This is a genomic window from Bacteroides sp. 3_1_23 (assembly GCF_000162555.1).
Lineage (GTDB): Bacteria > Bacteroidota > Bacteroidia > Bacteroidales > Bacteroidaceae > Bacteroides > Bacteroides ovatus.
This window is the reverse complement of record NZ_GG774949.1, coordinates 2,562,510-2,575,898: the sequence shown is the minus strand read 5'-3', so window position 1 is coordinate 2,575,898 and position 13,389 is coordinate 2,562,510. Positions and strand designations below refer to the sequence as shown.

Below are 13,389 nucleotides of genomic sequence, written 5' to 3'. Positions count from 1 at the left end.
AACTAAAAATATATGTATTCTCTTTTGCCCTACAATACATTCGGCATCGATGTCAGTGCCGCTCGTTTTTTAGAATATTCTTCGGTTGAAGAACTGAAGAAGCTGGTTGTGCAAGGTGCCATTGTGACACCTTTTTTGCATATTGGTGGCGGCAGTAACCTGTTGTTTACCAAAGATTACGACGGATTGATACTCCATTCCCGCATTGAAGGAATCGAAGTGACGGAGGAAGATGAACACTCTGTGTCGGTACGAGTGGGAGCGGGAGTAGTATGGGATGACTTCGTTGCATATTGCGTAGAACATGGATGGTATGGAACGGAGAACCTGTCGCTCATCCCCGGTGAGGTCGGAGCGAGCGCGGTACAGAACATCGGAGCTTATGGCGTTGAAGTGAAAGATCTGATAACAGCTGTGGAAACGGTGAACATTCAAGCTGAAGAACGCGTTTATTCGGTGGAAGAGTGTGGATATACCTACCGTAACAGTATCTTTAAACGCCCGGAAAACAAGTCGGCTTTTGTCACCTATGTCCGTTTCCGACTTAGTAAAAAAGAACATTATACGTTAGATTATGGAACCATTCGTCAGGAGCTTGAAAAATATCCGGCATTGACGCTTTCTGTTGTACGGAAAGTGATAATTGATATTCGTGAGAGCAAGTTGCCCGACCCGAAGGTAATGGGAAATGCCGGCAGCTTCTTTATGAATCCCATTGTGCCGAAAGAAAAACTGGAAGCCCTGCAGCAGGAATATCCCCGGATGCCTTACTATGAGCTGGCAGAAGATCGGGTGAAAATTCCGGCAGGATGGATGATCGACCAATGCGGCTGGAAAGGTAAGGCCTTAGGTCCGGCTGCCGTACATGATAAACAAGCGCTGGTGTTAGTGAATCTTGGTGGAGCAAAAGGTAGCGATATTCTTGCGCTTTCAGATGCAGTCCGAGCCTCTGTTCATGAGAAGTTCGGCATTGATATCCACCCGGAAGTTAACTTAATAAATTGAGAAGTAACAAGTGAAAGTAAGAATCATTGGAAGTGGAACATCGACGGGAGTACCCCAAATCGGCTGTACATGTCCGGTTTGTACTTCTACCGATCCGAAAGATAACCGATTGCGTGCATCTGCTATTGTTGAGACAGATGATGCGCGAATTTTGATAGATTGCGGTCCGGATTTCCGGACACAGGTATTGCGTCTTCCTTTTGAGAAGATAGATGGTGTGCTCATTACGCATGAACATTATGACCATGTGGGCGGGTTGGACGATTTGCGTCCGTTTTGCCGATTTGGTTCAGTGCCTATTTATGCGGAAAATTATGTGGCGCAAGGCTTGCGCTTGCGTATGCCCTATTGCTTTGTTGACCATCGTTATCCGGGAGTTCCTGACATTCCTTTGCAGGAAATCTCGGTGGGGCAGGCCTTTTCTGTTAACCACACGGAGGTACTTCCTTTACGTGTGATGCATGGCCGATTGCCTATTCTGGGATATCGTATCGGGCAATTAGGTTATATCACTGATATGCTGACCATGCCCGAAGAATCCTATGAACAATTGGCGGGAATAGATGTTTTGGTAGTGAATGCACTTCGGATTGCCACGCATCCTACTCATCAGAATTTGGAAGAAGCATTGGCAGTGGCGCAGCGCATTCAGGCAAAGAAGACGTACTTTATACACATGAGTCATGATATGGGCTTGCATGCGGAGGTTGAAAAGAGCCTTCCGGAAAATATTCACCTGGCATTCGACGGATTGGATATCTATCTTTGATTATCGGTGAAATTTTTAGCAAAAGTTTTGTTTTCTTTGTAGAAATTATTATTTTTGCACCTAGCCGATAAACAGCGAATATTATGAAACTTCGTACGATAGTGAAAATAGCGATCACGTCTTCTGTTGTACTTTTGTGCTCAGGTTTCGCATTGTACTCTTTTTTTAGACTGTCGGCGGCCGAAGGGCAGAAAGATTTTGATCTTTATGAACTGGTTCCATCCACCACTTCAGCCGTATTTGTTACCGATGATGTGCTCGAGTTTGTAGCGGAGGTCGATGATCTGACTTGTAGTAAAAATCAGCAATATCTTTATGTATCCAAACTTTTTTCTTATCTGAAACAAAGCCTTTATGCCCTCTCGGAAGATACTCCCCATGGCTTGAGTCGGCAAATGAATCAGATGCTGATTAGTTTCCACGAACCGGATAACGAACGGAACCAGGTACTTTATTGCAGATTGGGAAATGGGGATAAGGAATTGGTAAACAGGTTTGTGCGTAAATATATATCTTCGCTTTATCCACCGAAAACGTTTGTTTACAAAGGAGAGGAAATAATCATTTACCCGATGGCAGATGGTGATTTTCTAGCCTGCTATCTGACGTCTGATTTTATGGCATTAAGTTTTCAGAAAAAACTGATTGAAAACGTTATTGATGCATATAAGAGTGGTAAATCATTGGCAGATGATCCTACCTTTACAGGAGTGCGTGCTCCCAAAAAAAGTGCAGCGACCGCCACAATCTATGCCCGTATGAAAGGGATGATGGGATGGACGGAATTTGACATGAAGATGAAAGATGATTTTATCTATTTCTCCGGCATCACTCATGATGCAGACACTTGTTTTGCATTAATAAAACAACTTCGCCAGCAGCAATCAGTCAAAGGCTTCCCGGGTGAAGCACTGCCCTCCACTGCTTTCTATTTTAGCAGACAGGGGATTACGGACTGGGCGTCTTTACTTTCTTATGGAAATGCGCAGGAGCAGAACGGGGCAGTCCGCACGAGTGAAGTGCAGAATAGAGATAAGGAATTTTCCCGCTATCTGATGGAAAATGCCGGGCAAGACCTGGTTGCCTGTCTCTTCCAGCGTGAAGATACGTTGCAGGATGCAGCGGCAGTCTTGAGCCTGTCTGTGGCAGATGTGACGGAAGCTGAAAGGATGCTTCGTACCCTTGTCAATACTGCTTCAGCAGATGAAGGAAGAAAAACTCCCCGTATTACTTTTGGTTATACTGTAAATAAGGCATACTTGGTCTATCGGTTGCCTCAAACAACATTGTTTAAACAACTGACCAGTTTTGTGGAGGCCACTTTGGATGTGTATGCGGCGTTCTATGACGGGCGTTTGTTGCTTGCTCCTGATGAGAATGCTCTGTCACAATACATTCGCCAACTGGATAAAGGCGAAGTGCTTAATGGAGTAATGGCCTATCAGGCAGGCATGGATCACTTGTCTGATTCATACCACTTTATGTTGATGGCGGATTTTGACCACATATTTCGGCAATCAGAAAACCACGTTCGTTTTGTACCGGATTTTTTTCTGCGTAACGCCGATTTTTTCCATAATTTCACCCTCTTTGTTCAGTTTGCCTGTACAGACGGAGTGGTATATCCTAACATTGTTTTGAAATATAAATCAGAATAAAAAATGACCGTTTGTTTACAATCGTTTTTCTAAAAAAAACTCCCGACAGAATTTAATCCTATCGGGAGTTTTTTATGCTTATTCGTCCGGCGAATGGCTTTCGGTTTAAAATGGCAGATCGTCTTTGGCATCCCCCGGAGTAAATTCCGGCATAGCTGACGGAGGTGGGGGAGGAACGGGAGAACCGGAAGCCATCGGAGCACCTGCACCAACACGTTCTACTTTCCATGCACGGATACTATTGAACCAACGATCGTTCCACTGACGGGCGTCAACGTCGAATGATACAGTTAGTTCTTCGCCCATTTGAATGTTGAACTGCTCAATTTTGTCTGCGCCAAATACGTCGAAGCACATCTTGCGCGGATATTGGTCGTGGTTTTCGATAACGTACTCTTGTGATTTCCACTCGTTGCCGCTAGTTTTTGAAACTCCGCCTCTCGGGGGGAGGATAGCGATGATTTTTCCTGTAAATTCCATTGCGATAATTTTAAATTCTGGGGCGAAGTTACAATTTTTTAGTAATATCCCTCACACAATGCCTGTTTTTTTCTTTTGTTTTATTGGGCAGCCCAAATCTTTTTTCGTAACTTTGTGCGATAGAACATTTAAAACTTAAATACACGAAAATATATGAAATTTATCGTTTCAAGTACTGCTCTTTCCAGCCATTTACAGGCCATCAGCCGTGTGATTAATTCAAAAAATGCGCTGCCAATTCTCGATTGTTTCCTCTTCGAATTGGAAGACGGAACATTGTCTGTGACTGTATCCGACAGTGAAACAACGATGGTGACTACCGTAGAAGTGAATGAAAGCGATACAAACGGGCGTTTTGCCGTAGTAGCGAAAACATTGCTTGATGCACTGAAAGAAATCCCGGAACAACCACTTACATTTGAAATCAATCCGGATAATTATGAAATAACAGTGCAGTACCAGAACGGAAAATACAGCCTGATGGGGCAGAATGCGGATGAATTCCCGCAATCGGCTACACTGGGTGATAATGCAGTCCGTGTAGAAATGGAGGCAAGTGTACTTCTGGGAGGTATCAACCGTTCGGTATTTGCTACTGCCGATGACGAACTTCGTCCGGTGATGAACGGTATTTATTTCGATATTACCACAGAAGACATCACAATGGTTGCTTCAGACGGTCATAAACTGGTGCGTTGCAAGACATTGGCAGCCAAAGGTAACGAGCGTGCAGCCTTCATCCTTCCAAAGAAACCGGCTACTTTGCTTAAGAATCTTTTGCCGAAAGAACAAGGCACAGTGACGATCGAATTCGATGAACGTAATGCTGTATTCATGCTCGAAAGCTACCGGATGGTTTGCCGCCTGATTGAAGGACGTTACCCGAACTACAACTCGGTAATTCCGCAGAACAACCCGCACAAAGTGACCGTAGACCGTCAACAGTTGGTAGGAGCTTTGCGTCGTGTGTCTATTTTCTCATCGCAGGCAAGCAGTTTAATTAAACTCCGTATGCAGGAAAACCAGATTGTGATTTCCGCACAAGATATTGACTTCTCTACTTCTGCCGAAGAAACACAAGTTTGCCAGTATGCAGGTGCAGCAATGAGCATCGGTTTCAAATCGACATTCCTCATCGATATCCTGAACAATATTTCAGCAGACGAAGTAGTCATCGAACTCGCAGATCCTTCACGTGCCGGAGTAATCATCCCGGTAGAGCAGGAAGAAAACGAAGACCTGCTGATGCTGCTGATGCCGATGATGCTAAATGATTAATAGTAATCACCGCAAAATAACACAGAGTTCTACAGAGCAATAAATACATAAAACACTCTGTGGAACTCTGTGTTACTCTGTGGTGGAAAAAATAATTAGAAATGAAATTAAACCTGAAAAATCCCATTGTTTTTTTTGATTTAGAAACAACCGGAACCAATATCAACACAGACCGAATTGTTGAAATCTGCTATCTGAAAGTATATCCGAATGGAAATGAAGAAGCAAAAACATTACGTATCAATCCTGAAATGCATATCCCGGAAGCATCTTCTGCTATACATGGCATTTATGATGCCGACGTAGTCGATTGCCCTACTTTCAAAGAAGTGGCGAAAAACATAGCCAGGGACATTGAAGGTTGCGATTTGGCAGGATTTAATTCCAATCGTTTTGATATTCCTGTCCTTGCTGAAGAGTTCCTTCGCGCCGGAGTGGACATTGATATGACGAAACGCAAATTTGTAGACGTACAGGTGATCTTCCACAAAATGGAACAACGCACCCTGTCTGCTGCCTATAAATTCTATTGCGACAAGAATCTGGAAGATGCACACACTGCCGAAGCAGATACACGGGCCACTTACGAAGTGCTGAAAGCACAACTCGACCGTTACTCCGATCTTCAGAATGATATTGCGTTCCTGGCAGATTATTCAAGTTTCAGCAAGAATGTAGACTTTGCCGGACGCATGGTGTACGATGATAATGGGGTGGAAGTGTTCAACTTCGGAAAATATAAAGGAATGTCTGTAGCCGAGGTTTTGAAGAAAGATCCCGGATATTACAGTTGGATTTTGAATAGTGATTTCACGTTGAACACTAAGGCGGCATTGACAAAAATCCGTTTGCGTGAAATGAGTAATTTGATTACAAAATAATGCTAAAAGGAAAAAAAATAATTCTTGGAATTACCGGCAGTATTGCCGCGTACAAGGCGTGCTATATCATTCGTGGACTGATAAAACAGGGAGCGGAAGTGCAAGTCGTAATTACTCCGGCGGGAAAAGAATTTATTACTCCCATCACTCTTTCGGCTTTGACCAGCAAACCAGTCATTAGTGAGTTTTTTGCCCAGCGTGACGGAACGTGGAATAGCCACGTCGATCTCGGATTGTGGGCGGATGCTGTATTGATTGCACCTGCCACTGCCTCTACTATCGGTAAAATGGCCAATGGAATAGCCGACAATATGCTCATAACAACTTATCTTTCGGCAAAAGCTCCCGTGTTTGTTGCTCCGGCAATGGATCTCGATATGTTTGCCCATCCCGCCACCCAGAAAAATCTGGATATACTGCGTTCCTACGGTAATCACATTATCGAGCCGGGAACAGGAGAATTAGCCAGCCACTTGGTAGGAAAGGGACGTATGGAAGAGCCGGAAAACATCATCCGGGTATTGGATGAATTCTTCGCTTCGAGTGATGAACTATCCGGAAAGAAAGTGATGATTACAGCCGGACCTACTTACGAAAAAATTGACCCGGTGCGTTTCATAGGCAATTATTCTTCCGGAAAGATGGGATTTGCGTTGGCAGAAGAATGTGCCCGTCGCGGAGCGCAGGTGACATTGATAACAGGTCCTGTGCAACTCAAAACGAAACATTCCCGTATCCGGCGTGTAGATGTGGAATCAGCAGAAGAAATGTATGCGGCTTCACAGATCTATTTTCCAGATGCTGATGCAGGTATTCTTTGTGCGGCAGTAGCCGACTACCGTCCGGAAACAGTGGCCGACAAGAAGATTAAGCGGGAGAAAGAAGAGGAACTAACCCTCCATCTTCAGGCAACACAAGACATCGCTGCCAATTTAGGAGCACTGAAAGGGAAAAATCAGTTATTGGTTGGCTTTGCCCTCGAAACCAATAATGAGCAGCAGAATGCCGAAGGAAAGCTCGAACGCAAAAACTTCGACTTTATTGTGCTCAATTCGTTGAATGATGCTGGAGCCGGTTTTCGCCATGATACCAATAAAATAAGTATCATCGACAGGAAAGGTCGTACAGACTATCCTCTGAAGCCGAAGACGGAAGTAGCCCAAGACATCATCGACCGTCTGGTAGTTACTCTGTCTTCCGGTTTTTAATTTCTAATCTTTAATCTTTAATTAAAATAGAAGGTGTTACGTTCACTATACATTCAGAATTACGCATTGATAGAAAAACTGGATATCAGTTTTGAAACAGGCTTTTCCGTTATAACAGGTGAAACGGGAGCCGGAAAATCAATTATTCTGGGAGCTATCGGACTCCTGTTAGGACAGCGTGCCGATGTGAAAGCGATTCGCCACGGAGCTTCCAAATGTATCATAGAGGCACGTTTCGATATATCTGCCTATGGTATGCGTCCGTTTTTCGAAGAAAACGAGTTGGAATATGATGAAGAGTGCATTTTGCGTCGTGAAGTGCAGTCTTCCGGTAAGAGCCGGGCATTCATCAACGATACTCCTGCTTCGTTGGCACAAGTGAAAGAGCTGGGCGAACAGCTGATAGATGTACATTCGCAACATCAGAATCTGCTGCTTAATAAAGAAGGATTTCAGTTGAATGTGCTTGATATTCTGGCGCATAATGACGCTGCATTGGCGAAATATCATCTGTGTTATGACGAATGGAAACAGACAGATCGCGAACTCGCTGAATTAGTGTCACTGGCAGAGAAAAGTCGCTCCGATGAAGATTATATCCGCTTCCAACTCGAACAGCTCGAAGAAGCCTGTTTGGTGGAAGGCGAACAGGAAGAACTGGAGCAGGAAGCTGAAACATTAAGTCATGCAGAAGAGATAAAAGCCGGACTTTACCGGGTGGAGCAGTCGTTTACTTCGGATGAAGGTGGCTTGCTTTCTTATCTGAAAGACAGTCTGAATACACTGAATAATCTGCAAAGAGTATATCAGCCGGCTAAGGAACTTACCGAACGTATGGAGAGCGCTTATATCGAACTGAAAGATATTTCGCACGAAGTCTCTTTACAAAGTGACTCCGTTGAATTCAATCCGGTCCGTCTGGACGAAGTGAATGAACGGTTGAATCTGATTTATTCCTTACAGCAGAAACATCGGGTACAAACCCTTGATGAATTGATAGCGCTAACGGATGAATACCGCAGCAAATTGTCGGACATCACTTCCTATGATGAGCGTATCGCCGAACTGACTGCTCGCAAAGAGGAACAATATAAACAAGTGAAACAACAGGCAGAAGTGCTGACCAAAGCCCGTACGAAAGCTGCTCGTGAAGTAGAAAAACAGCTGGCTGTCCGGTTGATTCCATTAGGAATGCCGAATGTTCGTTTCCAGATAGAAATGGGACTGAAGAAAGAGCCGGGATTGCAAGGAGAAGATACAGTCAACTTCCTGTTTTCCGCCAATAAGAACGGCACCTTGCAGAATATCTCTTCCGTAGCTTCAGGAGGTGAAATCGCTCGTGTCATGCTTTCTATCAAGGCAATGATTGCCGGAGCCGTCAAGCTGCCGACCATCGTATTTGATGAAATAGATACCGGGGTCTCCGGTGAAATAGCCGACCGTATGGCGGACATGATGCAGGAGATGGGCGACCGCAACCGTCAGGTAATCAGTATCACCCACCTGCCGCAGATTGCTGCCCGTGGGCGTGCTCATTATAAGGTATACAAGAAAGATAGCGATACGGAAACCAACAGCCATATCCGCCGTCTCACTGACGAAGAACGGGTAGAGGAAATAGCTCACATGCTTAGTGGTGCCACTCTGACCGAAGCTGCCCTTAGCAATGCCAAATCCCTGCTTGCCCGTAACTGATAAATAGTGAATAGTAAATAGTAAAATAGTAAATCAACCAGATGTTAGATAAAAGTGAAATGATTTTCGGCGTTCGTGCCGTGATAGAAGCCCTTCAGGCTGGAAAAGAGATAGATAAGATCCTCGTGAAGAAAGATATTCAAAGTGATCTTTCCAAGGAGCTTTTTGCAGCTTTGAAAGGTACGTTGATACCTGTTCAGCGTGTTCCGGTAGAGCGTATCAACCGTATTACCCGGAAAAATCATCAAGGAGTGATCGCCTTCATTTCTTCTGTGACTTATCAGAAAGCGGAGGATCTTGTTCCTTTCTTGTTTGAGCAAGGAAAAAATCCGTTTTTTGTTATGCTCGACGGAGTGACCGATGTACGCAATTTCGGGGCGATTGCACGTACCTGCGAATGTGCGGCTGTCGATGCCGTGATTATTCCTGTCCGGGGTAGTGCGTCGGTCAATGCTGACGCCGTGAAAACATCGGCAGGAGCGCTACATACTCTTCCGGTATGCCGTGAGCAGAACCTCCGTTCGACTCTGCAATATCTGAAAGATAGTGGTTTCCGCATTGTGGCTGCTACCGAAAAAGGAGATTATGACTATACCAAGGCCGATTATACAGGTCCCCTCTGCATCATAATGGGAGCTGAGGATACAGGAGTTTCTTATGAAAACCTTGCCCTCTGTGATGAATGGGTGAAAATTCCGATGCTGGGCACTATCGAATCCCTGAATGTCTCTGTAGCTGCCGGTATCCTGATTTACGAAGCTGTGAAACAAAGAAACAATGACTGATATGAAGAAGATTTTAATTCTACCTTTGCTGCTTTTCTTCCTGGTACAAGGAAGCATGGCACAAACCCCAAAATGGGTAGAGAAGGCAAAACGTGCAGTCTTCTCAATAGTGACTTATGACAAGAATGATAAAATGCTGAATACGGGAAACGGATTCTTTGTGTCCGAAGATGGATTGGCTTTATCAGATTATACTCTTTTTAAAGGAGCTGAACGTGCGGTAGTGATTACTTCCGAAGGCAAGCAGATGCCGGTCAGCCTGATACTTGGAGCGAATGACATGTATGATGTCATTAAGTTTCGTGTGGCTATCACCGAGAAGAAAGTGCCTGCGCTGGTCGTTGCTAAAACAGCCCCGGTGACAGGAGCCGATGCGTGGATGCTTCCTTATTCTACACAAAAAAGTATCGCTTGCGTTACTGGTAAGGTGAAAGATGTTTCCAAAGTAGCCGGAGAATACCATTATTATACATTGAGCATGCATATGAAAGATAAGATGGTGAGCTGTCCGGTGATGAATGCGGAAGGTCAGGTATTTGGTATTGCGCAGAAATCATCCGGTATCGATACGGTGACTACTTGTTATGCGGCGGGAGCAGCTTTTGCCATGTCGCAGAAAATCAGTGCTCTTTCTTTGGGAGACGCTGCCTTGAAAAGCATTGGTATCCGGAAAGGTTTACCCGAAACGGAAGATCAGGCATTAGTGTATCTGTTCATGGCCTCTTCGAGCCTCTCGGGCGAGGACTATGAAAAGCTGTTGGATGACTTCATTCGCCAGTTCCCTGCCAATGCAGATGGTTATCTCCGTCGTGCCAATTATTATGCATCTAAAGGTAAAGATGATCAGACCTGGTATGATAAAGCCGTTGCCGACTTTAATCAGGCTCTGAAAGTAGCCCAGAAGAAAGATGATGTATATTATAATATAGGTAAGCTAATGTATGCTTATCAATTATCGAAGCCGGAGAAAACTTATAAAGACTGGACGTATGACACCGCTTTGAAGAATGTCCGTCAGGCAATCGCTATTGATCCGCTGCCAATTTACATTCAAATGGAAGGTGATATACTGTTTGCCCAACAAGACTATGCTGGTGCTTTGGCTGCTTATGAAAAGGTAAATACTAGCAATATTGCTTCTCCGGCCACTTTCTTTAGTGCTGCCAAGACGAAAGAACTGCTGAAAGGGGATCCGAAAGAAGTGGTAGCCTTAATGGATAGCTGTATTGCCCGTTGCCCGCAACCGATTACGGCCGACTTTGCTCCATATTTGTTGGAACGTGCGCAGATGAATATGAATGCCGATCAGGCGCGAAATGCAATGCTCGATTATGATGCTTACCATACGGCAGTCAAGGGAGAAGTGAACGACGTGTTCTATTATTATCGCGAACAGGCAGCTTTGAAAGCACGTCAGTTTCAACGCGCTTTAGACGATATTGCCAAGGCCATCGAGATGAATCCGACAGACCTCACCTACCAGGCAGAGCATGCAGTTGTAAACCTCCGTGTAGGACGGTATGAAGAAGCCATTCAGATTTTAAATAATATATTGAAGACTGATCCTAAATATGGTGAGGCTTACCGTTTATTGGGACTTTGCCAGATACAGCTGAAGAAGACAGATGAAGCTTGCGGCAACTTTAAGAAAGCGAAAGAATTGGGTGATCCGAATGCAGATGAATTGATAACCAAATACTGCAAGTAAAAAGATCATCTTCTTGAAGATAAAAAATGAATCCCTGCCAACTCGAAAATTGGCAGGGATTCCTCGTTTTTGGGGACGTTGTATAAAAAACTCTCTCTCTTTTTTATTTTTCCCCACTTCACTTGTTAAGTTCAGGTTGTAGGTTTTAATGATATATGGTTTGATTTCCCTTTTTCCCCTCTTTTATAAGTTAAATGCATGGTTATTGAAAATACTGCATGGCTTCACTTATTTTTTTTAGAAATAATTCGAATTTCTATCTAAAACAGTAAGTAAATTTAAAATCGTGGTTCATTTTATCTATAATCTTACTATATTCCGCACGTTTTTAATAACACGTATGAGATAAGTTATAATTTATGGAAAAAAATCGATTTACTATTTGTGCAAACAATTACATCGACTGTTTGCGACAAGAGGGTCGTTATTCTACGGCCCATGTGTATAAACACGCTATTCGTTCTTTTTCGCAGTTTTGTGGAACTCAATCCATCACGTTTAGTAAGATAAACCGTGAAACTCTAAAGAGGTATAGCAACTATCTGATGGCTTCCCGTTTGAAGCCCAATACGATTTCTACGTATATGCGTATGTTGCGTAGTATCTACAATCGTGGTGTCGATATGCATCAGGCTCCTTATGTACATGGTTTGTTCCGGGATGTTTTTACCGGGGTGGACACACGTCAGAAGAAAGCTATCCCGATCAGCGAACTTCACATGCTATTAAACAAAGATCCTCAATCGGAAAAGCTTCGCCGGACGCAGGCCATTGCCAATCTGTTATTTCAGTTTTGTGGAATGCCTTTTTCTGATTTAGCCCATTTGGAAAAGTCCAATCTGGAGCGGGGGCTTTTGAAGTACAATCGTACCAAGACCGGTACTCCTATGAGTATAGAAGTGCTGGAGTCAGCGCAGAATGCAATTGGGGGATTGTACAATAAATCTGACACCCGGAGTTCTGGCTATCCTGATTATCTTTTCCGGATATTAAGCGGAGCGTACAAGCGGAATGAAGAAGGAGCCTATCGTGAGTATCAGTCAGCTTTGAGACGTTTTAATAATGAGTTGAAAAGCCTGTCCAGAAAATTAAGGCTACATTCGCCCGTCACGTCGTATACGCTTCGTCATTCTTGGGCTACGACTGCTAAGTACAGAGGTGTACCTATCGAAATGATTAGCGAATCACTAGGACACAAATCTATTAAAACAACACAGATATATTTAAAGGGTTTCGAATTGGAAGAAAGAACAAAAGTAAATAAATTGAATTATTCTTACGTTTGTAATTTTAAAATGCTCTGATTAATATTATTAAAGCATTATGGATTAGGGACTTAATGCTGATGTTACTTCTTAGGTAACGGAATTATATTCGCTACAAAGATAGGTAAAAATATGGCACTTAGACGATACTGACACCGTATAACAAAAAGTTATAGCTCGGAGAATCCGGGCTTTTTTTATAAACAATTAAAATTAAAGATTATGGAAAAGAAAGAAGAACTTTTAGAAAGACTAGTGAATGAATTTGCAGCGTACAATAGATTAACTGCTGTTAGAATTGCAAAAGAGAATTTAGATTGTTGGGGGAAAACTAATGAAGAAATGGCGAAAGAGATGAAATCTTCATCAGAAAGAATCCTTAAATGGGGGTATTCAACCGATGAAGATTTTCCTCTTGACCCGCCAAGAATAACAACTGTAAAAATTACATCATGCTCAAAAAACTTGGTTGAGTAATGTTTCCTTATTAAAAAACATAATATACCCACAATATGTACACTCAATTTTGATATTATCTTTTTGATATATCAATCTTATCGAAATAATTTCGTTTAATTTTCTGCTGCGTTTATCTATAGGAATACCACTGGGGTGATAGTAAGGCAGTATTGATCTTTTACATATTGACATAAAGCA

The 13,389-nt window shown here is 43.3% G+C and carries 12 protein-coding genes; 11 read left to right on the top strand and 1 reads right to left on the bottom strand.

Annotation, left to right across the window (positions count from 1 at the left end; translation table 11 throughout):
• Positions 1-12 precede the first annotated feature (12 nt).
• From murB to HMPREF9010_RS14160, 3 genes are all read left to right on the top strand, one after another.
• On the top strand, positions 13-1,005 hold the full coding sequence (gene murB, locus HMPREF9010_RS14150) for a UDP-N-acetylmuramate dehydrogenase (RefSeq protein WP_008648590.1): 993 nt from the start codon (positions 13-15) through the stop codon (positions 1,003-1,005).
• 10 nt (positions 1,006-1,015) lie between these two features.
• On the top strand, positions 1,016-1,774 hold the full coding sequence (locus HMPREF9010_RS14155; protein WP_004311496.1) for an MBL fold metallo-hydrolase: 759 nt from the start codon (positions 1,016-1,018) through the stop codon (positions 1,772-1,774).
• Between the two features lie 83 nt (positions 1,775-1,857).
• The gene (locus tag HMPREF9010_RS14160; protein ID WP_008648588.1) at positions 1,858-3,432 is read left to right on the top strand and encodes a DUF3352 domain-containing protein; all 1,575 of its coding nucleotides are present in this window, start codon (positions 1,858-1,860) and stop codon (positions 3,430-3,432) included.
• Positions 3,433-3,537: 105 nt separating this feature from the next.
• Here HMPREF9010_RS14160 and HMPREF9010_RS14165 read toward each other — a convergent pair whose 3' ends face one another.
• Entirely contained in the window at positions 3,538-3,912 is a 375-nt protein-coding gene (locus HMPREF9010_RS14165) for a DUF3127 domain-containing protein (RefSeq protein WP_004311494.1), read from the bottom strand.
• A gap of 153 nt (positions 3,913-4,065) precedes the next feature.
• On the opposite strand from HMPREF9010_RS14165, the gene dnaN reads away from it, so the two are divergent.
• The 8 genes from dnaN to HMPREF9010_RS14200 all read left to right on the top strand — a co-directional run bounded on the left by dnaN (position 4,066) and on the right by HMPREF9010_RS14200 (position 13,209).
• On the top strand, positions 4,066-5,190 hold the full coding sequence (dnaN, locus tag HMPREF9010_RS14170; protein WP_004297029.1) for a DNA polymerase III subunit beta: 1,125 nt from the start codon (positions 4,066-4,068) through the stop codon (positions 5,188-5,190).
• A 101-nt stretch (positions 5,191-5,291) separates the two neighbouring features.
• Entirely contained in the window at positions 5,292-6,071 is a 780-nt protein-coding gene (locus HMPREF9010_RS14175; protein WP_004297028.1) for a 3'-5' exonuclease, read from the top strand.
• Positions 6,071-7,279 (top strand): bifunctional phosphopantothenoylcysteine decarboxylase/phosphopantothenate--cysteine ligase CoaBC, encoded by a 1,209-nt coding sequence (gene coaBC / locus HMPREF9010_RS14180; protein ID WP_008648587.1) that lies wholly within the window; start codon positions 6,071-6,073, stop codon positions 7,277-7,279. Before HMPREF9010_RS14175 ends, coaBC begins: the two co-directional genes overlap by 1 nt.
• 33 nt (positions 7,280-7,312) lie before the next feature.
• Positions 7,313-8,974, top strand: coding sequence for a DNA repair protein RecN (recN, locus tag HMPREF9010_RS14185; RefSeq protein WP_008648586.1), 1,662 nt, complete (start codon positions 7,313-7,315; stop codon positions 8,972-8,974).
• A 41-nt stretch (positions 8,975-9,015) separates the two neighbouring features.
• On the top strand, positions 9,016-9,759 hold the full coding sequence (gene rlmB, locus HMPREF9010_RS14190; RefSeq protein WP_004297025.1) for a 23S rRNA (guanosine(2251)-2'-O)-methyltransferase RlmB: 744 nt from the start codon (positions 9,016-9,018) through the stop codon (positions 9,757-9,759).
• A gap of 1 nt (position 9,760) precedes the next feature.
• On the top strand, positions 9,761-11,467 hold the full coding sequence (locus tag HMPREF9010_RS14195) for a serine protease (protein WP_032852644.1): 1,707 nt from the start codon (positions 9,761-9,763) through the stop codon (positions 11,465-11,467).
• 359 nt (positions 11,468-11,826) lie between these two features.
• Positions 11,827-12,771, top strand: a complete 945-nt coding sequence (locus HMPREF9010_RS0124355) for a tyrosine-type recombinase/integrase (protein WP_032852542.1) — start codon at positions 11,827-11,829, stop codon at positions 12,769-12,771.
• Between the two features lie 183 nt (positions 12,772-12,954).
• The gene (locus HMPREF9010_RS14200; protein ID WP_008648583.1) at positions 12,955-13,209 is read left to right on the top strand and encodes a hypothetical protein; all 255 of its coding nucleotides are present in this window, start codon (positions 12,955-12,957) and stop codon (positions 13,207-13,209) included.
• The last annotated feature ends 180 nt before the right edge of the window (positions 13,210-13,389 follow it).